19 protein-coding genes are annotated in these 21,042 nt (G+C 61.7%); 9 read left to right on the top strand and 10 right to left on the bottom strand.

Annotated elements, in window-relative coordinates; all coding sequences use genetic code 11:
* Positions 1-6: 6 nt before the first annotated feature.
* The 6 genes from AC1DLT_RS25585 to AC1DLT_RS25560 form a co-directional block, all read right to left on the bottom strand.
* A complete protein-coding gene (locus AC1DLT_RS25585) occupies positions 7-825 on the bottom strand; it encodes an ABC transporter permease (RefSeq protein ID WP_477488611.1) in 819 nt (272 codons plus the stop codon).
* 62 nt (positions 826-887) lie between these two features.
* A complete protein-coding gene (locus AC1DLT_RS25580; protein WP_477488610.1) occupies positions 888-1,955 on the bottom strand; it encodes an ABC transporter ATP-binding protein in 1,068 nt (355 codons plus the stop codon).
* 24 nt (positions 1,956-1,979) lie between these two features.
* The gene (locus tag AC1DLT_RS25575; protein WP_477488609.1) at positions 1,980-2,996 is read right to left on the bottom strand and encodes an ABC transporter substrate-binding protein; all 1,017 of its coding nucleotides are present in this window, start codon (positions 2,994-2,996) and stop codon (positions 1,980-1,982) included.
* Between the two features lie 196 nt (positions 2,997-3,192).
* Positions 3,193-4,209 (bottom strand): dipeptidase, encoded by a 1,017-nt coding sequence (locus AC1DLT_RS25570; RefSeq protein ID WP_477488608.1) that lies wholly within the window; start codon positions 4,207-4,209, stop codon positions 3,193-3,195.
* The gene (locus AC1DLT_RS25565) at positions 4,209-4,847 is read right to left on the bottom strand and encodes a DsbA family protein (protein WP_477488607.1); all 639 of its coding nucleotides are present in this window, start codon (positions 4,845-4,847) and stop codon (positions 4,209-4,211) included. Before AC1DLT_RS25565 ends, AC1DLT_RS25570 begins: the two co-directional genes overlap by 1 nt.
* A complete protein-coding gene (locus tag AC1DLT_RS25560; protein ID WP_477488606.1) occupies positions 4,840-6,315 on the bottom strand; it encodes an FAD-dependent oxidoreductase in 1,476 nt (491 codons plus the stop codon). Before AC1DLT_RS25560 ends, AC1DLT_RS25565 begins: the two co-directional genes overlap by 8 nt.
* A gap of 486 nt (positions 6,316-6,801) precedes the next feature.
* On the opposite strand from AC1DLT_RS25560, the gene AC1DLT_RS25555 reads away from it, so the two are divergent.
* The 7 genes from AC1DLT_RS25555 to AC1DLT_RS25525 all read left to right on the top strand — a co-directional run bounded on the left by AC1DLT_RS25555 (position 6,802) and on the right by AC1DLT_RS25525 (position 14,046).
* Positions 6,802-8,400: an ABC transporter substrate-binding protein gene (locus AC1DLT_RS25555; protein WP_477488656.1), complete on the top strand. Its 1,599-nt coding sequence runs from the start codon at positions 6,802-6,804 to the stop codon at positions 8,398-8,400.
* A gap of 79 nt (positions 8,401-8,479) precedes the next feature.
* Positions 8,480-9,433, top strand: coding sequence for an ABC transporter permease (locus AC1DLT_RS25550; RefSeq protein WP_477488605.1), 954 nt, complete (start codon positions 8,480-8,482; stop codon positions 9,431-9,433).
* Positions 9,434-9,436: 3 nt separating this feature from the next.
* On the top strand, positions 9,437-10,330 hold the full coding sequence (locus AC1DLT_RS25545; protein WP_477488604.1) for an ABC transporter permease: 894 nt from the start codon (positions 9,437-9,439) through the stop codon (positions 10,328-10,330).
* Positions 10,327-11,388 (top strand): ABC transporter ATP-binding protein, encoded by a 1,062-nt coding sequence (locus AC1DLT_RS25540; protein ID WP_477488603.1) that lies wholly within the window; start codon positions 10,327-10,329, stop codon positions 11,386-11,388. The genes AC1DLT_RS25545 and AC1DLT_RS25540 overlap by 4 nt, the downstream gene beginning before the upstream one ends.
* Position 11,389: 1 nt before the next feature.
* On the top strand, positions 11,390-12,355 hold the full coding sequence (locus AC1DLT_RS25535) for an ABC transporter ATP-binding protein (protein ID WP_477488602.1): 966 nt from the start codon (positions 11,390-11,392) through the stop codon (positions 12,353-12,355).
* A 69-nt stretch (positions 12,356-12,424) separates the two neighbouring features.
* Positions 12,425-13,102: an aspartate/glutamate racemase family protein gene (locus AC1DLT_RS25530; RefSeq protein ID WP_477488601.1), complete on the top strand. Its 678-nt coding sequence runs from the start codon at positions 12,425-12,427 to the stop codon at positions 13,100-13,102.
* 104 nt (positions 13,103-13,206) lie between these two features.
* On the top strand, positions 13,207-14,046 hold the full coding sequence (locus AC1DLT_RS25525) for a MurR/RpiR family transcriptional regulator (RefSeq protein WP_040124587.1): 840 nt from the start codon (positions 13,207-13,209) through the stop codon (positions 14,044-14,046).
* 42 nt (positions 14,047-14,088) lie between these two features.
* Here AC1DLT_RS25525 and AC1DLT_RS25520 read toward each other — a convergent pair whose 3' ends face one another.
* The 4 genes from AC1DLT_RS25520 to AC1DLT_RS25505 form a co-directional block, all read right to left on the bottom strand.
* A complete protein-coding gene (locus tag AC1DLT_RS25520; protein ID WP_477488600.1) occupies positions 14,089-15,147 on the bottom strand; it encodes an ABC transporter ATP-binding protein in 1,059 nt (352 codons plus the stop codon).
* A gap of 91 nt (positions 15,148-15,238) precedes the next feature.
* Complete coding sequence (locus tag AC1DLT_RS25515) at positions 15,239-16,129, bottom strand: carbohydrate ABC transporter permease (RefSeq protein ID WP_477488599.1); 891 nt, start codon at positions 16,127-16,129, stop codon at positions 15,239-15,241.
* A gap of 2 nt (positions 16,130-16,131) precedes the next feature.
* Positions 16,132-17,100 carry a carbohydrate ABC transporter permease gene (locus AC1DLT_RS25510; RefSeq protein WP_477488598.1) on the bottom strand — a complete coding sequence of 323 codons (969 nt, stop codon included), beginning with the start codon at positions 17,098-17,100 and terminating at the stop codon, positions 16,132-16,134.
* Positions 17,101-17,160: 60 nt separating this feature from the next.
* Positions 17,161-18,516 (bottom strand): ABC transporter substrate-binding protein, encoded by a 1,356-nt coding sequence (locus AC1DLT_RS25505; RefSeq protein WP_477488597.1) that lies wholly within the window; start codon positions 18,514-18,516, stop codon positions 17,161-17,163.
* Between the two features lie 403 nt (positions 18,517-18,919).
* Between AC1DLT_RS25505 and AC1DLT_RS25500 the strand changes: the two genes are divergently transcribed.
* Positions 18,920-19,852, top strand: a complete 933-nt coding sequence (locus AC1DLT_RS25500; protein WP_477488596.1) for a LysR family transcriptional regulator — start codon at positions 18,920-18,922, stop codon at positions 19,850-19,852.
* 227 nt (positions 19,853-20,079) lie between these two features.
* Positions 20,080-20,991: a sugar phosphate isomerase/epimerase family protein gene (locus tag AC1DLT_RS25495; RefSeq protein ID WP_477488595.1), complete on the top strand. Its 912-nt coding sequence runs from the start codon at positions 20,080-20,082 to the stop codon at positions 20,989-20,991.
* Positions 20,992-21,042: the final 51 nt, after the last annotated feature.

Below are 21,042 nucleotides of genomic sequence, written 5' to 3'. Positions count from 1 at the left end.
GGCTCCTCACGTCTCCAATGCGCGCAGGGCGCGCTGGTAAAGCAGGATGATGCTGCTGAACAGGATCAGCAGCATGACCGACAGGGCTGCCGCCAACGGCCAGTTGAGCGTGACCGTCGCCTCGTTGAAGACTTCGGTGCCGAGCACGAAGACGCGGCCGCCGCCCATCAGCCGCGGCGTGACGAAAGAGGAGATCGCCAGCACGAAGACCAGAAGCGCTGCAGTGAGCACGCCGGGAGCGCTGAGCGGCAGGATGATGCGCGTGAAGACCCTGAAGCGGTTCGCCCCGAGCATGGCGGCGGCCTCCTCGAGTTGTGTGTTCAACCGCCCGAAACCGCTGAGCATCGCGAGGATGGCGTAGGGCATCAGGATTTCGATCAGCGCAACAGTGGCACCGAAGCTGTTGTTGGTGAGCCGGATGACCCCGCCCGTCAGTGAAAGAGACTGGAGTGTGCTGTTGATCACGCCGCGGTCTCCGAGGATGACCATCCAGCCATAGGTTCTGACGACCGACGATGTCAGCAGCGGCGCCACGGCAAGTGCCGTCAGGACACCGCGAAAGCGGCTTTCCGTGCGCGCCAGGAACAGCGCGATCGGATAGGACAGGATCACCGCAAAAATCGCCACGTTGAAGCCGAGCACCAGCGTGTTCCAGGCCACCCGCCAGTAGAACGGATCGAACAGCACCACCGTATAGGATTGCACCGTCCAGTCTCCGCCGCTGAGCGCACCCATCGTCGAGGACACGAAGGAGGCCCGCAAAAGCCATATCAGCGGCAGCAGGAAGGTGATCACCAGAGCAATGAGCCCTGGCAACAGCAACATCAGCAATATCCCGCGCGGCGCGTTTGCCGGTGATGCCCCGGCGGCCGGAAGGGCTGCGGCGCTCATGGTGCCACCTGCCCGACCAGGGTAACATCTTCTGGGGCGACTGCGAGCGTCACTTCGCTGCCCTTCTCGGGCAATACGCCGGCGTGGGTGGGAAGATCCGCCTGCAGCAGCCTGCCTCCGCAGCGAATGTTCAGCGTCAGGATCTGGCCGCGATAGACGATGTGCTCCACGGTCCCGGTAAAACTGTTCGGCTGGCCGGCACTGTCGGCGAGGACCAGCCTGTGCGGCCGGATCATCAGTTTGACCGCTGATCCAACCGGCGCTTCACCGACGAAACGCAGCGACTTCAGCCCTTCGACCACGGCAAGGCCGGGTTCAGTTACCCGGCCTTCGAAGAAGGTCCCCGCCCCGATGAAGGACGCGACAAACTCGGTCTGAGGCCGGTCGAAAATCTCGCGCGGCGTACCGACCTGTTCCAGGCGCCCGGCGGACATGACCGCCAGGCGGTCTGCCATGGACAAGGCCTCGTCCTGATCATGGGTGACAAAGATCGCCGTGACGCCGGTGCGCGCCTGGATATCGCGGATCTCATCGCGCATCTCGTCGCGAAGCTTGGCATCGAGATTGGAAAGCGGTTCGTCCAACAGCAGAAGTTCCGGCTCGATCACCAGCGAGCGGGCAATCGCCGCACGCTGCTGCTGACCGCCGGATAACTGGCTGACCTTGCGGTCGCCAAGCCCGGTCAGCTTGACGAGATCGAGAGCCTTGCGGACACGCTCCTCCCGTTCGGCGCGGCCAACGTTGCGCATTTCAAGGCCGAACGAGATGTTTTGGGCGACCGTCATATGAGGGAACAGGGCATAGGCCTGAAAGACCATGCCCATGTTGCGCTTGTAGACGGCAATCGACGACACATCCTTGCCTTCCAGCCTGATCGCCCCCGAAGTCGGGGCGATCAGGCCTGCGATCATGCGCAGGATCGTTGTCTTGCCGCAGCCCGAGGGGCCTAGCAGGGCCAGCATCTCGCCGCGCGGCAGCGAGAAGCTGACGTGATCCACGGAAGGCTTCTGGGCGCCTGGATAGGTCTTCACGAGATTGTCGATGACGACGTGATGATCAGCCATGGCGGCCAGATTCTCCAAGTTGGATCAGTTGAGCGCGATGACTTCGCGGTTGATGCGCTGGATCCAGGCCGAATATTTATCGGCAACGAAGTTCCAGTCGAGCGACATCTGCGCGGCCTGGGCTTCCTTGGAACCGTAGATGCGGGCAGCCACGGCGTCCGGCAGGTTTACCTTGGTGTTGACCGGACCGTAGAAGCTCTTCTCTGCGAACGCCGCCTGCGCTTCAGTGCCGAGCGCATAGTTGATGAAGAGCTGGGCCGCCGCGGCGTTCTTGGAATTTTCGACAAGGCCGATCGTGTTGGTCTGGCCGATCGAACCTTCCTTCGGGGCTGCGACACCGATCTTGCCGCCCTGAGTGTCGTGCAGGTACTGCGCGCGACCATTCCAGCAGATCGACAGGTCGACTTCGCCGCTCTGGATCACCGCATAGCAGTCCGGAGCCGGCTCCCAGGTCGAGACGTTCGGCGCGATCTTCTTCAGAAGGCCGAGTGCGGGGTCAATGCTCTGCTTGTAGTCGGCACCTGCCAGCTTGTCGAGAATCGGGAGCAGGATGACACCGCGCGTATCGCCAAGCTTTGCGGCAATCTTGCCCTTGTATTTGGGGTCGGCCAGGTCGTTCCAGCTGGTTGGCGGCTGCTTGACGGTATCCGTATTGTAGAGGATCGCCAGGTTGTCCTGCGAAAACGCAACAGCCTTATCACCGTCGAGACGAGCCCAGGCGGGCATCTCGTCAAGCACCTTGACCTTGGCGGGGTCAAGCTTGGCAAAAATGCCATCCTTGCTGGCCTTGATAGCGACCGCAACGTCGATCAGCGCGATGTCGATCTTCGGATCGGCGCGCTGCAGGGTCAACAGCGCCAGGGTCTCCGCGGAGTTCTTGCTCTGCTGATAGGTGACGTCGATGCCGGGATATTTGGCCTTGAAGGGTTCGATGATGAACTTCTGGTAGTTGTCCGCGAACACGCCGGAAAAGCCGACGATATTGACCGTACCTTTGGTGGAGGCGTCCTGTGCCTGAGCCGTGCCCAGAAGCGCTAGCATCCCGGCGACAGCCGCGCCAGTGCGGAGCAAGATCCGCGAAACCCCGTTCCCTGAAATCCTATTCTCCATGCATGTTGTCATGTCCGTCTCTCCAGTTTTAGCCAAGGCTTGCCATCTATCGGCTTGCAATTCATTGGGCGCGCCTGACGCGAACCACTCTCCGTGCGCTGCAGCTTTCGTCCTTGCGCCGGCTTCGTCACGCGGTTGGCGTCCAGGCCTTGCCGAGGACACGCAGCCAGTTCTTTCCAAGCAACTTCAGCACCAGATCCTCGCTCCAGCCGCGGGCCAGCATGCGGGCGGTCAGGTTCGGCAACTCGGTCATGCGCTCGATCCCCTTCGGTTTGGAAATCTTGACCGAGCCGAACTCGGTGAGCGTGCGGGCCGTGCCCTTGTCCTTGTTGGCCCAGAGCAGCCAAGGGCCTGGACGTGGGCGATCGAGTGAAAAGTCGGTGCCGATGCCGACATGGTCTTCGCCGACCAGATCGATGATATAGGCCATGGCATCGAGGTAGTCCTCGACAGTGGCGTCATTGCCGGCGGCAAGGCCGGGTGCAAACAGGCTGACACCGATAATGCCACCCTTTTGCGCGCAAGCAACGAAGAGTTCGTCCGGCTTGTTGCGCTTCACGTCCTTCAGCGCCCTCGGCAGGATATGGGAGATGCAGACCGGGCTCTTCGAGTGGGCGATAACGTCCGCGGTCGTCTTGTCGCCTACGTGGCTGAGGTCGCAGAGGACGCCGACGCGGTTCATCTCCGCCAGAACTTCCTTGCCGAAACCGGTGAGGCCGCTATCGACCTCCTCCAGGTAGCCGGCACCGGAATAGTTCTGGGTATTGTAGGTGAGCTGCATGATCCCGACGCCGAGATCCTTGAAGATTTCCACGTAGTCGAGCTTGTCCTCGAGCGGCGACGTGTTCTGCCAGCCGATGATGATGCCGGTCTTGTTTTCCGCCTTGGCGGCATGGATGTCGGCGACGCTGCGAACCGGACGGAGAATGTCGTCGTTCTCGCGCAGGAAGCGTTTCCATTCGGAAACATAGGCGATGCCTTCGCGAAAATTCTCCCAGAGCAGCGATGAGACGTTGACGGCCGTCAGGCCCCCTGCCCGCATTTCCTCGAAGATCGACCGGCTCCACTGGCAGGTCTGCAGGCCATCAACGATGATCGCATCGTCGTGCAGCTTCTTCGCGCTCAGGTTTTCGGTGTCGGGCATCACGCAGGCTCCTTCAGTGCTTCAGTCGTTTTTCGGCCGGCTTTCAGAGCCCGGTCGACGAAATCGAGGCGGTCCTGGCCCCAGAACAATTCGGTGCCGACGACATAGGTCGGCGTTCCGAAAATGCCGAGCCGCTCGGCCTCGGCAAGGTTTTCCTGCCACTCATCGACGATCGTTTCCGGCTGTGGATCAACCACCAATGCGGAGGCTTCTTCGCCGGCCGTCGCACGAGCGATAGCGCGCAATGTGCCGGTATCGGCGATATCGCGCTCTTCGGCCCAGAGAGCTCGCTGGACCGCGAAGGAAAACGAGATGGCGTCGAGGCCGGCTTTCTGGAGCGCGATCACCGCCTGTGCAGCCGGTTCGATCGTGCGGCAGGGATAAAATTTCGGTTTCAGGTTGAGAGGGATGCCGAGATATTCCCGCCAGCGGCGCAATTCGACCTCGTGATAGAGCTGACGCGCGTCCGGCCGCCTGCGCAACGGTATGCCGCCATTGGCCTCGATGATGCGGATCGGGCGCAGACGCACGTGAGCGCCGTTGTCGCCGGCGACGGCAATCGCCTTCTGTGCCCCGAAATATGCCCAGGGCGACGAGATGCCGTAGAAAATCTGCAACTGCGGGACTTGGTCATCCATTGGCACGGTTCATTTCCTCTTCGAGGTCTGCGTCTGTCCATTCGTCGCCAAGAAGCTCCGGCGTATCGAACCCGAGAAAGCGATCGAGATGGTAGGCCCGGTCTTCGACAAACAACGAGCGGGCAAGTCCTGTCGCAAGTCGCGTTGCCCCCTCGCTGATGGAAGGAATGCCGCTCGTGATCTTGCCGTGTGACGGGACCGCGGGGTAGGCGAAGCAGGAGATCCGGGAGACCGCATCCGCTGTCGCGGTGTCGAGATCGGGTCTGGGCCGGAACTCGAAAGCCGGGCCGAGATAGGGGGTGGCGCCGATGCCGGCATGTTCCCAGCCGGCAGGAGGGGTGTAGACGTCCTTCCAGAGCAGTATCCTGTCCCGCAGCGCCGCAAATTCCGGACGCTTGCCGAAATCGACCGAAAAGCCGGTGGCGAAAATCACCAGGTCGGCGGCGTAACGGCCCTTCGGTGTCACGACCTCGACGCCATCGCCTGTCTCGACGAGATCGTCCACGGGGCTTGCGATGTGAAAAAAGGCGTTCGGGTGCCGCGAGACCCGTTGCACGCTGTGACGCGGCGGCGGAATCTGCGCCCGCTCGCCGGCCACCATATAGGTCCATTTGTCCGCATCGTGCAGGCCGAGATAACCATGCGTCATTCCCTGGCTGCCGACACCCGTGAACTTGTCGATGCGCGGGATATCCGCACGGCGGACGAAGATATCGACACGCGCCGCACCGGCCTCCAGGGCGGCGGCGGCATTGTCCATGGCCGAGGCACCGGCCCCGACTATCGCCACCCGCCTGCCCTTCAACGCGGCCATGTCGATGAGGTCGGCCCCGTGCTTCACGAAGCGCTGGGATACCCGGGTTGCGACCTCCGGCTGCGTGGGTGCGCCCAAGCCGTCGAGACCGGTTGCCAGCACGACTCGGCGGGCGAGCACCTTCTGCGTCTGCCCAGCGGTTTCCAGCTGCAGTGCCAGGAGCCCGTCCTCGCGAAAATCCAGACCGGCAAACGCCGTCTCGTTAGTCACATCAAGATCGAGCACCCGGCGATACCAGACAAGGTATTCCATCCACATCGGGCGTGGGATGAGCCCCATGTCGAGATAGGCCTGAGCGCCATATTGCGCCTCGAACCAGGCTCGGAACGTCAGCGACGGAATGCCAAGGGCCGGACCGACGGCATCCTTGCGCGTCCGCAGGGTTTCCATGCGCGCATAGGTCACCCACGGCCCTTCGAACCCTTGCGGGCTACGGTCATAGGCCCGCGCAGTCGGTATCCCGACCTTTTTCAGTGCCGCCAGAGTGACCAATCCGCACAGACCCGCCCCGACCACCGCAACATCGAGAACCCGCGAGCCTTCGACGTCCCGGGGCGGCACCCAGGCCTTCGGCGGCTGGTTCAACCAAAGCAGATCCAGGGCCAGACGCGCTTCAAGCGCCTCAAGATCGGCGGGTCGATTTCGATCCTGCATTCTCGTGCCCCAAGTCAATTATGCAAAAAGAACATAGAAGCGCGTTAAGGATGCGCTTTCTGAAAAATTACTCCAACCGTGGAAGATTGCAAGAGCGTCATGATTGTGTGTCGGGCGCGCAATAGATTTCCTTTTCAAGAATTCCATCGAATTGAGTATCGCCTCTGTTGAGCCCAAGACCCGCACGCCATGCGCCGAGGCCGAGCACGTCGATTTTATCCAGTCCGCGGTATTTTTCGGCAGACGCCCGGCATTCCCGCCACAGAATTCGGCACGAGCGGCCTGCATTCCGAAATTGATCTCGCCTGTTTTGCGCTATTCACTTGGCGCAAAGCATGAAATTTCAGTTTCACAGCAATTGGCATGAAATCTGCTTCTCCTTTGCCGACTGGGTGAAAATCCGGCGACTTCAAAAAAAGAGGGAACTGCATGACCAGAACTTCATCAACTCGCCGGCACGGCATCGGCATTTTCCAGAACCTGCGGATGACGACGATATTCGGCGCGACCGCGGCAGCACTCCTTGCAGCCGCCGCAACCCCCGCATTGGCGGCTGGAACGCTGCGCATCGGCATGACCGCTTCCGACATCCCGCTAACCACCGGCCAGACCGACCAGGGCGGTGAAGGTCAGCGCTTCATGGGTTACACGGTCTACAATTCGTTGATCGAGTGGGACCTTTCGAAGGCCGACAAGCCATCCTCCCTCATTCCGAGCCTTGCAACGTCCTGGCAGGTCGATCCGACCGACAAGACCAAATGGGCCTTCAAGTTGCGCGACGGTGTCAAATTCCATGATGGCAGCGCCTTCGATGCGGATGCCGTCGTCTGGAACCTCGACAAGCTTCTGAAGACGGACGCCCCGCAGTTCGACAAGCGCCAGGCGGCCCAGGGCAAGTCGCGTATTCCGGCGGTTGTCTCTTATAAGGCAATCGATCCGCAGACCGTCGAGATCGTCACCAACACGCCGGACGCGACGCTTCCTTACCAGATCAGCTGGATTCTGATCTCTTCGCCGACGAATTGGGAAAAGCAGGGCAAGAGCTGGGATACGGTTGCCCAGAAGCCGTCGGGCACCGGCCCATGGAAGATGGAAAGCGGCTTCACGCCGCGCGAGCGTGCGGAGCTGACGCCCAACAAGGATTATTGGGACAAGGCGCGTGTTCCGAAGCTCGACAAGCTCGTCCTGATCCCCCTACCCGAGCCGAACACCCGCGTAGCCGCAATTCGCTCCGGCCAGGTCGACTGGATCGAGGCGCCCGCTCCGGATTCGGTGAAATCGCTGAAGGAGGCCGGCTTCAAGATCATCACCAATTCCTATCCGCATAACTGGACCTGGCATCTGTCGCGTATCGAAGGCTCGCCGTGGAACGATATCCGCGTTCGCAAGGCCGCAAACCTTGCCGTCGATCGCGATGGTCTCAACGAACTTCTCGGCGGCCTTTCCGTTCCCGCCCAGGGTTACATGCCGCCGGGACACCAGTGGTTCGGCAAGCCGACCTTCAAGGTGGAATACAATGTCGAGGAAGCCAAGAAGCTGATGAAGGAAGCGGGTTACGGTCCCGATAAGCCGCTGAAGACCAAGGTCATCATCTCCTCCTCCGGTTCGGGTCAGATGCTGCCGCTGCAGATGAACGAATATATCCAGCAGACGCTCGGCGAAGTCGGCATCAATATCGAATACGAGGTGATGGACTGGAATACGGTCATCAACGTCTGGCGCGCCGGCGCCAAGGATCCGAGCGCCAAAGGCGCTACGGCCATCAACTACAGCTACTTCATCCAGGATCCCTTCACCGCCATGATCCGTCAGTCGCAGTGCAAGCTCGCTCCGCCGACCGGCACCAACTGGGGTTATTATTGCGACAAGGATATGGATGCGCTGTTCGACAAGGTGCGCAACACTTTCGATCCCGTGGAACAGGACAAGGTGATGCAGCAGGTGCACGAGAAATACGTCAACGATGCGCTGTTCCTGATGGTGACGCATGACGTCAACCCGCGCGCCATGACCGCCAAGGTCAAGGGCTTCGTCCAGGCACAGAACTGGTTCCAGGACTTCTCGACGATCACCCTAGATCCCTGATCTCGAGCCAGTGGCGCGCCGGTCGATCGGCGCGCCGCCCTTCCATGATGCCCGATCAACCTCTTCCGGTGAGGACACCATGCTGCTCTATGCCCTGAAACGGCTTCTGCACGTTATTCCCGTCGCGATCGGCGTGAGCATCGTATGCTTCATGCTGATCCATATCGCGCCGGGCGATCCGCTCGCCGCCATCCTGCCTTCGGATGCCTCCGCCGACCTGCAGACACAGATGCGCAGCTTCTACGGCCTCGACCGGCCGCTTCCGGTCCAATATGCCCTTTGGGCATGGCATGCGCTGCAGGGCGACCTCGGCAACTCGATCGCCAGCGGCCGGCCGGTGCTGCGCGAGATCCTGGATGCATCCGTCAATTCCATCATCCTCGCACTCGCTGCCGCCGTTATCGGCTTCGTGGCAGGTTCTTCCCTGGGTTTCCTTGCCGGTGTCTTCCGCGGAGGCTGGGTGGATCGCCTGGCATCGGCGGTTTCGATGCTCGGCGTCAGCGTGCCCCACTATTGGCTCGGCATGGTGCTGGTCATTGCCTTTTCCGTCACGCTCGGCTGGTTGCCGGCCATGGGCGGCGGACCGGAGGGATCGGCGGGCCGAACCTTAAGCTGGGCTTATCTGCAGTTCCTCATCTTGCCTGCGGTCACCATGTCAGTCATCCCGATGGGCATCATCGCCCGTACCATCCGCTCGCTGGTCGCCGATATCCTCTCCCAGGACTTCACCCAGGCGCTCGCCGCCAAGGGGCTGATGACGCCGCAGATCCTGCGTCACGTGGTGCGCAACGCCGCGCCGACCGCGCTCTCGGTCATGGGACTGCAGCTCGGTTACCTGCTCGGCGGCTCGATCCTGATCGAAACGGTTTTCTCGTGGCCCGGAACCGGTTTCCTGCTGAACGGCGCGATCTTCACCCGCGACCTGCCCATCCTGCAGGGGACGATCCTGGTGCTTGCCATGTTCTTCGTTTTCCTCAACCTCGTCGTCGACGTGCTGCAGAGCGCGATCGATCCCCGCATCCAGAGGAGCTGACATATGGCTGTCGTCACCGCAGACATCGCGGCCCCTTCCCCTGCCGCTATTGCCAAGTCCCCTGGCTTCTGGAGCGGCGTGCTGCGCCGCATCTCCCGTGACCCGGTCGCGATGTCGGCCCTCGCTATTCTCCTGATCCTGGTGCTGATCGCGATTTTCGCGCCCTATATCGCACCCTACGACCCCTCCAAGGGCAGCGTCATCCGGCGCCTCAAGCCGATCGGCACGCCAGGCTATATCTTCGGCACCGACGAACTCGGCCGCGACATGCTCTCCCGGCTGATCTATGGGGCGCGGCTTTCGCTTATCATGGGCGTCATCCCGGTGCCGGTCGCTTTCATCATCGGCTCGACCATCGGGATCGTCGCCGGTTATGCGGGCGGCATCGTCAACACGCTGATCATGCGCACGGTCGACGTCTTCTACGCGTTTCCGTCGGTCCTTCTGGCCGTGGCGCTGTCGGGCGCACTCGGCTCGGGACTCACCAATGCGCTCGTCTCGCTGACTGTCGTCTTCATCCCGCAGATCGCCCGCGTCGCCGAAAGCGTCACCACCCAAGTCCGCAAACTCGACTACGTGGATGCGGCGCGGGCGTCCGGCGCCCCGCCGATGACGATCATCCGCGTTCATATCCTCGGCAACGTGCTCAGCCCGATCTTCGTCTTTGCCACGAGCCTGATATCCGTCTCGATGATCCTCGCCTCGGGCCTCTCCTTCCTTGGCCTCGGGGTGCGGCCGCCGGATGCCGAATGGGGGCTGATGCTGAACACGCTTCGCACAGCGATCTACAACAATCCGTTCGTGGCGGCTCTGCCCGGCCTGATGATCTTCATCACCTCGATCTGCTTCAACCTTTTCTCAGACGGGCTGCGCACAGCCATGGACGTGAAGTCATGATCAGCATCGTCGAAGAACCCGCCTACGATCTTCCCGTCGGAGAAAGGGGCGGGCCTGCGCAGCCGCTCATCTCCGCGCGCGGTCTGATCAAGCATTTCCCGGTCAAGGGTAGCGGCTTCATGAAGCCGAAGAAGGTTGTGCGTGCCGTCGACAGCGTGGATTTCGATATCCTCAAGGGCGAGACGCTCGGGGTCGTCGGAGAAAGCGGCTGCGGCAAGTCCACCACGGCGCGGCTGCTGATGCAGCTCATCGTACCCGATCGAGGCGATATCCTGTTCGACGGTGAGACGGTCGGCGGCGCGCTGCCGCTTTCCGATTACCGCCGGCAGGTCCAGATGGTCTTTCAGGACAGCTATGCCTCCCTCAATCCCAGGCTGACGATTGAGGAATCCATCGCTTTTGCGCCACGCGTGCATGGCATTACCGCGAGTAAGGCGATCGCCAGGGCCCACGACCTGCTGCATCGGGTCGGGCTGGAGCCGTCGCGCTTTGCCGGCCGTTACCCGCATGAACTGTCGGGTGGACAACGGCAGCGCGTCAATATCGCCCGGGCGCTCGCACTCGAACCGCGGCTCGTCATCCTCGACGAGGCTGTGTCTGCGCTCGACAAGTCGGTGGAGGCACAGGTCCTGAACCTGCTCCTCGACCTGAAGCGGGATTTCGGCCTGACTTACCTGTTCATCTCCCACGACCTTAACGTCGTGCGCTTCATGTGCGACCGGGTGATGGTCATGTATCTCGGCAAGGTGGCCGAGATCGGCAGCCGCGATGCGATCTTCGAAAACACCCGCCATCCCTATTCCGCTGCGCTTCTCGCCTCGATGCCGAAGATGGACCCGTCCGAACGAACCTCGGAGCCGCCCCTCTCGGGCGACCCGCCGAACCCGATCGATCCGCCGCCAGGCTGCCGGTTCCATACCCGCTGTTCGTTTGCCGAAAGCGTCTGCAGTGCGGACCTTCCGCCGCTTGCCGAGATCTCCGAAAGTCAGGCGGCGGCTTGCCTGATGTCTGTGCCAGGCTCCGGCCATAGCCGTGCAACAACATTGACGGAGGCTTGAGATGCAGCCCGGTACAATGATCGATATCCGCAATCTTTCCGTGACGTTCAATCGCGGCCGAAAGCCCGTCAAAGCGGTCAACGGCGTCAGCCTTTCGGTCCAGCCGGGCGAGGTTGTCGCGCTGCTCGGCGAATCCGGGTCCGGCAAGAGCGTCACCATGCGCTCACTGCTGCGCCTGCACCCCAAAGGCACGACGATCGAAGGCTCGATGACGGTCGCCGGCCGCGATGTGACGGGATTGACGACCAAGGATCTCGGTGCCTTTCGCGGCGCCGTCGCCTCGATGGTCTTCCAGGAGCCGCGGCTGGCACTCGACCCCGTCTACACGCTTGGCCGCCAGATAGAAGAAACCATCATGCGGCATGAGGGCATCTCGCGCTCGCAAGCCGCGGCGCGCGCGCTTGCTCTGTTCCAGAAGGTCAAGATCCCCTCCCCGGAGCGCCGGCTGCAAAACTATCCGCATGAAATGTCCGGCGGCATGCTGCAGCGGTCGATGATCGCCATGGCGCTCGCCTGCAATCCGAAGGTCCTGCTTGCCGACGAACCGACCACGGCCCTCGATGCAACGGTGCAGATCCAGATCCTCCTGCTGATCCGCGATTTGCAGAAGGAATACGGGCTCTCCGTCATCTTCGTCACGCATGATATCGGCGTTGCGGCGGAAGTCGCGGACCGGATCGCGGTGATGTATGCCGGGCGGATCGTCGAGGAAGGCAGGGTCGCCGACATCATCCGCGAACCGAGACACCCCTATACCAGGGGTCTGCTCGGCGCCCGCGTCGAACTGGCCCATGGACGCGACCGGCTGATCACCATTCCCGGCGCACCGCCGGACCTGGCCGCCATGCCGCCCGGTTGCGCCTTCGCACCGCGCTGCGCCCAGGTTTCCGATCTCTGCCGCACGGAAGTCCCGGCCTTGATGCCGTCCGGCGGGGCCGGCAGCGTCGCTTGCGTGCAATATGCCTGAACGCCAAAGATGAYGAGAGACGATGACAAGACAGGGAGGGCGTCCGGGCAATCGCGCACGGAACGAGACATGACGCATATCACCTTGATCAATCCGAACACGTCCCGGGCGACGACGGTCATGATGACCGAGATCGCCCGGAAATACCTGCCGGAAAAATTCTCGGTGGAGGGGGTCACCGCCACGAGAGGAGTATCGATGATCCTGAATGGCGAGGAGCTTGCCGCAGCGGCCGGCGGCGTCGTCGAAATCGGACTGGCCGCGGCGGGAATGAGCGATGGGTTGATCGTCAGTGCATTCGGTGATCCGGGACTCGAACGCCTGAAAGCCCTGTCCGGCCTGCCGGTCGTCGGCATCTGCGAGGCGAGCATGCACGAGGCCTCCGCCGGAGGCCGGCGTTTCGGCATCGCGACCGTCACTCCCGACCTCGTGGTGAGTTTCGCCGCCAAGGCTGAAACGCTGGGCCTTGCCCACCTCTTTACCGGCACTCGGCTGACCAGCGGCGATCCGCTGGTCCTTGCATCCGACCCCGCGCGTTTACACGCGGCTCTTGAGATCGCGGTTCGGGAATGTTTCGAAAGGGACGGCGCTGAAGCCGTCATCATCGGCGGCGGTCCGCTGGGCCAGGCGGCGGACGATCTTCAGCAGGCTCTCTCGTCACCGGTGATTGCGCCGATCCGCTCCGCTGTCGAACTGTTGCTTTCCCGGATCGCCCATCCTCCCGAAGCCGGATCGAGCGCGAAATGATCAGGGCGTCTCCCGAACAACGCCATGGAGGGGTCGTTTTTTCTGTTGCAAGTCGCGGCGCCCCGCCGGAAGGTCCGCCCGCTGATGTCTTGGCGGAGTTTCCTATGCCGAAGGATAAATCATTCCTGTATCGGGTCAGGCAAGCCCTGCCCGAACTGCGTCCCGCCGAAAAGCGCGTGGGAGAATTCGTCTGCGACTTTCCAGGCGAGCTTGCCAGCTATTCGGCGCAGGAGCTTGCAGCTCTGGCGCATGTCTCCAAGGCCACGGTGACGCGTTTCATCCAGCGCCTCGGCTACGAAAACTACGAGGAAGCCCGTCGGCATGCTCGGGCCGAAAAACAGACCGGCTCCCGGCTCTTCCTGACGACCGCTGCCGACGCCGCGGCGGCCCAATCGATGCAGGCGCATGTCGCCCAGGGGGTCGCCAATCTTGAAGCAACGTTCCTTTCCATTTCCGAGGGCCAGATCGAGGCTGTGACGGACGCAATGATTGCGGCCAGGAAGGTCTGGGTGCTTGGTTTCCGGAGCAGCCACCCCTTTGCCTCCTACCTTCAATGGCAGTTGACCCAGGTCATCGAGGATATCGTCGCAATCCCCGGCGCGGGGCAGACGCTTGGAGAACACCTTGTCAGCTTGCGCGAAGACGACGTCGTGGTGTTCTTTGCCATGCGCCGGAGGATCGCGCAGGTGGACGCCATTCTGGCCCAGCTTCGGCGGTCTAAAGCGAAACTTCTCTACATCACCGACGAGGGCGCTGCGTTCGAGACGTCGGCAACCTGGCATTTCCAATGCCAGACCCTGGCACCCGGCCCGCTCTTCAACCATACGGCAGTCATGGCCCTCTGCCATCTGCTGATCACCCGGTGCCTGGAAAAGGCAGGTGTCGAGGGAAGAAAGCGCCTCCGCCACATCGAGACGCTGAATGAAGGGCTCGACGAACTCTGACGGGATCGACGCCGACACCATTAGATACCAGCTGGCGCTCCGTCAGTTTATGCGCTGCTCGCTCTGCGGGTCGAAGAGATGCACCTTTCGGGGATCGAAGTCGACGCGAAGAACATCCCCCGGCCGCGTCGTGACCCGCTCGCGGAATACCCCGATGACCCGCTGGCCTGCGACCTGGCCGACGACATGCGTTTCGGCGCCGGTTGGCTCGACGACCTCGACGATGAGGAGCTGGCCAGCTTCGCCGGCCATGTTCAGATTCTCCGGACGGATGCCGTAGACCACATGACGCCCCTCGTTCTCCGACGACGGAAGCTCTAAGACAGGAAGCGCGATATCGCCGATCCAGACCTTCCCCTGCACATAACGGCCGGACAGGAAATTCATGCCAGGCGAACCGATGAAGCCTGCCACGAAGAGGTTGGCGGGACGATCGTAGAGAGCGAGAGGCGAGCCGACCTGCTCGACAAAACCATCCCGCATGACGACGATCTTGTCCGCCATGGTCATGGCTTCGATCTGGTCGTGCGTGACATAGATCATGGTGCTTCCGAGCCGCTGGTGCAGCGCCTTGATCTCGCCGCGCATGGTGACGCGCAACTTGGCATCCAGGTTGGACAAGGGCTCATCGAACAGGAACACCTGCGGGTTGCGCACGATCGCCCGTCCCATCGCGACACGCTGCCGCTGGCCACCCGACAACTGCCGCGGGTAACGCTCCAGCAGGGCCTCGAGATTAAGGATCTTTGCCGCCTTTTCGACCTTGGCGCGGATTTCCGTCTTTGCGTCGCCGCGCAGCTGCAGGGAAAAGCCCATGTTCTGGGCGACCGTCATGTGCGGGTAGAGCGCATAGCTCTGAAAGACCATGGCGATATCCCGGTCCTTCGGAGACATCTCGTTGACGACGGTCGAGCCGATATGGACCTGGCCGTCGCTGATTTCCTCCAGCCCGGCGATCATGCGCAGCAGCGTCGATTTCCCGCATCCGGACGGCCCGACCAGAACCACGAACTCGCCGTCGTCGATATCGACATTCACGCCGTGGATGACCTGGGTCTGGTTATAGACTTTTCTGACGTCGCGCAGATTTACGTTTGCCATGTTTCCATTCCTCGTCTTGGGCGCCGGACCTTCCGATCGAGCGCGCCGATATCCGTCTTGCGCACCGGGCGGATCGCAAGACCATTGATGGTCACCCTTTGACGGCGCCGCCGAGCACGCCGCGCACGAAATATTTCTGCAGGCTGACGATCAGCACCAGCGGTACGATCACCGAGATGAAGGTCGCTGCGGTGAGCGTATTGAGGCCACCCGCATTGGTCTGGGCAAGGCTCGCGACCTGCACCGTGAGTGGTGAGAGCGAGCCGGATCCCAAAAAGATCAGCGGGATCAGCAGGTGGTTCCAGGCGATCATGAATTGCAGGATTGCCAGCGACGCGAGAACGGCACCCGACAGCGGCAGGATGATCTGGAAGAAGATACGAGGTTCGGAGGCGCCGTCGATGCGCGCCGCCTCCACGAGATCCGAGGGAATGCTGGAGAAGAAGCCGTAGAGGAGAAAGATTCCGAACGGCACCGTCAGGCCCATTTCGATGACCCAGACCGGTATGAACGTCCCCGTGAGGCCAACCGCGAGGAAGAACTTCAGCATCGGCACCAGGACGAGCTGGGGCGGCAATACCTGGAAACCGACCATGGCAAGAAACAGCGCGATACGCCCGCGAAACCGCATGCGCGCCAGGGCAAAAGCACCAATTGCCGAGAAGAGCACGGTCCCGAGCACGGTCGGAACCGTCAAGACGACCGAATTGACGACGCTGCGGCCGACGCCGGTCAGGTACATCGCCTCGACGTAGTTCGACAGCACCGGCCGCCATTCGACGAAGGCGTGCCACCAGCCCGTCTGGGAGGAGTCGCTTTCCGAGCGGAATGTCGTCACGAAGAGCGACAGGACGGGCGTGAACCAGACTACGCAGAGAAGAAGGACAGCGCCATGGAGCGCGATCCGCTTCAACCGGCTTGCGAGCTTGGAGGTCGGCCGCACGGAAACGAGCATGGCCCTGCGGCTTCCGATTGCGGACATCGTCACTCTCCTCCCTCCGACCTGATCTGCTTGATGTTCATGAAGATCACAGGAGACGCGAGGATGAGGAGCAGGACGGCAATGGCGCTGGCCGTTCCGAGATTCTGCTTCACGAAGAGCTCCGAATACATCTTGTTGGCGATCACGTCGGTACCGAAGGACCCGTTGGTCATGACGTAGACGATGTCGAAGACCTTGAGGGAGAAGATCGCCTGGGTTGTCAGGACCACGAGAATCGTCGGCCAGAGCGAGGGAAGCGTCACGAAGCGGAAGACCGCCCACTCCCCAGCCCCGTCGATCTTGGCGGCCTCGACCAGTTCGCGCGGGATGTTCTTGACGCCCGCCGACAGAATGAGCGTCGCAACACCGATGCTCATCCACACGGCGACGAAGATCAGCGCATAGTTGTTGACGTTGCGGTCGATCAGCCAGGCGATCGGCATCTTGCCCGTGACCGCCGTCCAGATGGCGTTGAGCGTCCCGGTCTGCGGCTGCATCGGCGGCTCGTAAGTGTACATCATCTTCCAGATGACGGCGCCGGCGACGAAGGACATCGCGGTCGGCAGGATCAGGAAGGTTCTCGCGACCCGCTCGTACTTGACCCGGTCCAGCATGATTGCGGCGGTAAGGGCAAGCACGGCCGTCAGCAGAGGAAAGACAACGATCCAGAGGACGTTGTTGAACAGAACGGGACGCATGGCGGTCCCGAATGCCCAGACGAAGTTTTTAGATCCCACCCAGTTACTGCCGGTCGCGTCACGGAAACTGTAAACGATCGATGCGACCAGCGGGTAGGCTATGACCAGACCCACCAGAGCCAGAACCGGCGAGAGCCATATCCACGGCCGGATGCTGCTCTGCGTCCTTTGCGGAAACCTCCTGATAGCCAGTTCGCCCGGCAGAATGATGACCAGAGCCACTGCGGGCAAGGAAACGAGCCCGAGGATAAGTTGCAGAATCTGACTACTCATGGCGTTTATTCCATCCTGTGCCAGGAGCAGCCGGGCCGCTCCTGGAAATGATCGTCCGGCTTATCTCGCAGCGTCGATCGCCTGCAGCACGTTATCCAGGCTGTCGGGATCGAGCACGTATTGCACGACACCCTTCCACAATGCCTGGATTACCGGCGGATCGACAACCTGGGTCGGCTGGGCAACAAGCGTGACACCTGGCTTGAGCAACGTCTCGCGAGCCCGCTTGAGTACGGGATTGGAATAGTCGCTCGGCTGAACCGCCTGGCTGGCAACGGTCCAGTTGCCGGCGGACGCCACGAGCTTCTGGGCTTCGTCCGATACGAGGTAAGACAAGAATGCCTTGACCTGCGGCGTGTCCCTGAATGCCAGGTAAAGCGTTCCGCCGAACGTCTCATAGGCCGCATTTTCCGGTTTGCCCGGCACCGGCATGAAGTCCATATCTTCGATCGGCTTGACCTTGGGATAGATCAGATTGGTGAGGCTGCCGGCATATGTTCCCCAGAGAAGAACCGAACACTGCGGGGGATCGTAGAAAAGCCCCGCCCCGACTTTGACCGCAGGCGTCGACATGGCCGCGACCGGGCCACCGGGAACCATCTTGGGGTCGTGGGCGATTTTACCGAATGCCTCGAACGCGGCCTTCACTTCCGGAGCGGTCCAGGAAATCGAGCCATCGCCAAGACCCTTGAGGGTTTTCTGGCCGGAGTTCTTCAGGATGTAGGCCTGGATCCAATTGCCGGCAAGCGCCCCCGAGGAAGCGCCCCGTTCGTCGGTATAGCACCAGGGCGTCTTGCCGGCGTTGGCGCGCTTCACGGCCCAGGCATCGAACTGCTCCCAGGTGGGGGCATCTTTCGGGCCGTCGTAGGTGTGGACATTGTACCAGACCATGAAGTTGTTGAGTTCGGTCCAAACCCCGTAGATCTTGCCGTTCAGGCTCGCGGCGTCGACGAGCCCGGGATCGAACTTCCCCTTGATGGCAGTTTCGCCGACCATCGCGCCGACATCCTTCAGAGCACCTTGCTTCGCATAGCGCACGAGGTTGTTGATGTTGGTAGACCCCGCGAGATCCGGTGGGTCACCTGCCTGGACGCGGGTCTGCAGCACTGCGGCAAAGTCGGTCGTTCCCGTATAATCGACGGCAATCCCGGTCGCCGCCTGGAAGGGAGCCCAGGCTGCCTTCAGCATCTCGAGTTCGCGACCGCCATTGACGCCGAGGATGGAGACCTTCCCTCCGATCTTCTGCCCACCCGTCAGTTTGGATGCATAGGCCTGGGCCGCGTCGATCAGTGGTTTAGGAAGTTCGACCGCCTGGGCATGGGCCAGCCTGTCGGAGGATGCCAGCGCCAGTGCCACCACGAAACACGTGGACAGCAGTGTTGGCGCGCGCGCCTTTTCGATCTTTCGGGACACCATAATTCGTTTACCTCCTGTTTGAACGGTCCGTTCGTGGATTCTTACGTCTGGGCGCATGGCTGCTCTCCGCATCATTCCGGATGCTGAGAGAATTCGGTGCGTCTTCAAATCTCCAGGGTGGCTCCAGCCGCCGTCTCACGTCTTCCGTGACTATGACGCTGCGCCTCTTGGCCTTGGAATATCCAGTGTAATCATCCTGTTCCCCTGTCGTGACCGCCACTTCCACCATGCGTATCGCCCCAGCAGGTTGATCCCGCTGCGAGATGCAAAGGCAATGTTCGGCCCGGCATTTATGACACCACACTCTGTTCAGCGGGGGCTCGAAGTCAAACAACTAACATTGCCCGAGGTATAACCTTTGGTCATACTGGGACCGTAGCCGCCTCTCCCGCGACCGGACACCATGAACAAAAACCTGCACCGACTGGACCTTCGACAGCTCCGGCACTTCATAGCCGTCGTGCACACGGGTAGCTTCAGCATGGCGGCCGAGAACCTGCGGCTCACCCAGCCCGCCCTTAGCAAAAGCATTCGCAGCCTGGAGCAGGCGCTCGGCGTCCGGCTGCTCGACCGAGGTCCGACGGGAGTTCAGGTTACGCTGTTCGGGCAGCGCCTTATCGGCTACAGCGAATTGCTGCTGTCCTTGGCCAACGAGGCTGTCGACGAAATAGACGCCCTGCGGGGCGCTCGTCGCGGTTCGCTTCGGATCGGAAGCATGGCCGCTGCCCTCAGACAAGTTATTCCCGATGCGTTGATCCGCTTTTCGGCTGCCCGTCCCGATGTTGCCCTCATGGTGCACGAGGGCACCAACGAAGTTCTCCTCCCCCAACTCTTCGCGGCCAAACTCGACGTCGTGTTGACGGTCAAGCCGAGTGATATCCTCAACGAGGATTTCGAGTGGAGGCTGGTTGCCAGGGAGCCGGTAAAAATCGTTGCGCATCAATCGCATCCGCTTGCACAACGCAAGAACCTGTCGGTCTCCGATCTTGCGGAATACAGTTGGGTTCTCCCACCGCTGCCCGAGACCGACCGGCTACTGCTCGAATCGCTTTTTCGCAGCTCCGGCCTGTCAAAGCCCGTCGTGGCCGTGGAAACGACGTCGATCAATTTTCTGACGTCGATGATCTCTCGCACCCATCATCTGGCGTATTTGACGCGAGCGAACCTTCAGGGAAGCGGATTGGGATTGGTCGCTCTCGACTTCAACGAGATTTCCCTCACACGCGATATCTACGCGGTCTTTCGCCGCAAAGGGGAAGTCCGCCCGACCGTTTCGGTGCTTCTGAGAGAAATTGAACGGGCCAGCGGCATAGGTGCAACCCCTCCTGCGGCATAGCTGCCCTATGAAGATCAGTTATACCTACGCCAGCCGAAGTTATTTTATTCGTTGAACGCGCTCATGTACCTCTTGGGGGTGCTCGCCGCCAGCACATCTTGAGCGGCGAACCAACACCAAACACGCCGCAGGGCATCTCGCGTCGTTCGGGCAACCGTTCGGCCGCGGCGATGGCATGCCCCAAACCGAGCGGCATGCGGCGCGTTCAAACGGAGCGACCCCTATCCATGACCGATTTTCTCTCCACGCCCGGCGGCTACAGATTTGCTCTCAATCCTATCCAGTGGTTCGCCACGGCGGACGGCTGGCTCGATCCGACCAAGGGACCGACACCACAGGCGCTGCTGAAGGAAATCGCGCGGTCCGGCTTTGATGCAGTGCATGCGCAGGTCCCAGCCGGATGGACGATCGGAGAATACAAGAGCGCCTTGCAGGATGCAGGCCTGAAGCCCGCTCCGGGTTACCTGTCGATGGCGCTGCCGGAACACGGCGTCGAGATAGAGGCGGCATTGGAGACGGCCCGCACAAGCGCCGCTCAACAGGCCGAGCTCGGCCTGACCGACATGTTCATCGCGACCCGCATGACCAAGGATGCGCCGCGGGTCATGCGTCCCGGCGTCGGAGCGGAATTCGACGAAGCCAGGTTCGCGATGATATTCGATCTCGTCGATCGGGCGTCGGCTATCCTGAGCGAAGAAGGCGTCAAGGCGGCGCTCCACCCGCATATCGGCACCTGGATCGAGACCGAAATCGAAACCCGCCGCCTCCTCGATAATATCAGCGCGAAGCAGCTCGGCTTCGGTCCGGATACGGGCCACCTCTCATGGGCAGGCGCCGATGTCATAGGCCTTATCAGGGAGTATCGGGACCGGACCCGGGTTATGCATGTCAAGGACTGCCGGTTGCAGGTGCGTGATGCTGCCAAGGCCGCCGGCAAGACCTATCAGCAGACGGTCGTTTCCGGTCTCTGGGCTGAACCCGGTTCGGGTGAACTCGATCTTGCCGGCATGCTTGCAGCCCTTGGCAGTGATTTCGACGGCTGGCTGATCGCCGAGGTCGACTTCCCGACACTGCCGCCCTTCGAATGCGCGAAGGCCAGCGCCGAATGGCTCTCGAAATTGCGGCGGCCCTCGCATTAGGGACCACGCCTGGCGGCAAACGAAGCTTTCGAGACCATCAGGGCCCGAACA

It is taken from the genome of Neorhizobium sp. 05N33 (assembly GCF_056397445.1).
The sequence above is the reverse complement of the archived record's forward strand: the minus strand, read 5'-3'. Positions and strand labels throughout refer to the sequence as shown.

Coding starts and splice junctions, on each gene's coding strand:
- AC1DLT_RS25585 (WP_477488611.1), bottom strand. CDS start 825: ATGTTGCTGTTGCCAGGGCTCATTGCTCTGGTGATCACCTTCCTGCTG.
- AC1DLT_RS25535 (WP_477488602.1), top strand. CDS start 11,390: ATGCAGCCCGGTACAATGATCGATATCCGCAATCTTTCCGTGACGTTC.
- AC1DLT_RS25580 (WP_477488610.1), bottom strand. CDS start 1,955: ATGGCTGATCATCACGTCGTCATCGACAATCTCGTGAAGACCTATCCA.
- AC1DLT_RS25575 (WP_477488609.1), bottom strand. CDS start 2,996: ATGCTAGCGCTTCTGGGCACGGCTCAGGCACAGGACGCCTCCACCAAA.
- AC1DLT_RS25550 (WP_477488605.1), top strand. CDS start 8,480: ATGCTGCTCTATGCCCTGAAACGGCTTCTGCACGTTATTCCCGTCGCG.
- AC1DLT_RS25545 (WP_477488604.1), top strand. CDS start 9,437: ATGGCTGTCGTCACCGCAGACATCGCGGCCCCTTCCCCTGCCGCTATT.
- AC1DLT_RS25540 (WP_477488603.1), top strand. CDS start 10,327: ATGATCAGCATCGTCGAAGAACCCGCCTACGATCTTCCCGTCGGAGAA.
- AC1DLT_RS25515 (WP_477488599.1), bottom strand. CDS start 16,129: ATGTCCGCAATCGGAAGCCGCAGGGCCATGCTCGTTTCCGTGCGGCCG.
- AC1DLT_RS25530 (WP_477488601.1), top strand. CDS start 12,425: ATGACGCATATCACCTTGATCAATCCGAACACGTCCCGGGCGACGACG.
- AC1DLT_RS25560 (WP_477488606.1), bottom strand. CDS start 6,315: ATGCAGGATCGAAATCGACCCGCCGATCTTGAGGCGCTTGAAGCGCGT.
- AC1DLT_RS25525 (WP_040124587.1), top strand. CDS start 13,207: ATGCCGAAGGATAAATCATTCCTGTATCGGGTCAGGCAAGCCCTGCCC.
- AC1DLT_RS25505 (WP_477488597.1), bottom strand. CDS start 18,516: ATGGTGTCCCGAAAGATCGAAAAGGCGCGCGCGCCAACACTGCTGTCC.
- AC1DLT_RS25570 (WP_477488608.1), bottom strand. CDS start 4,209: ATGCCCGACACCGAAAACCTGAGCGCGAAGAAGCTGCACGACGATGCG.
- AC1DLT_RS25495 (WP_477488595.1), top strand. CDS start 20,080: ATGACCGATTTTCTCTCCACGCCCGGCGGCTACAGATTTGCTCTCAAT.
- AC1DLT_RS25510 (WP_477488598.1), bottom strand. CDS start 17,100: ATGAGTAGTCAGATTCTGCAACTTATCCTCGGGCTCGTTTCCTTGCCC.
- AC1DLT_RS25555 (WP_477488656.1), top strand. CDS start 6,802: ATGACGACGATATTCGGCGCGACCGCGGCAGCACTCCTTGCAGCCGCC.
- AC1DLT_RS25500 (WP_477488596.1), top strand. CDS start 18,920: ATGAACAAAAACCTGCACCGACTGGACCTTCGACAGCTCCGGCACTTC.
- AC1DLT_RS25565 (WP_477488607.1), bottom strand. CDS start 4,847: ATGGATGACCAAGTCCCGCAGTTGCAGATTTTCTACGGCATCTCGTCG.
- AC1DLT_RS25520 (WP_477488600.1), bottom strand. CDS start 15,147: ATGGCAAACGTAAATCTGCGCGACGTCAGAAAAGTCTATAACCAGACC.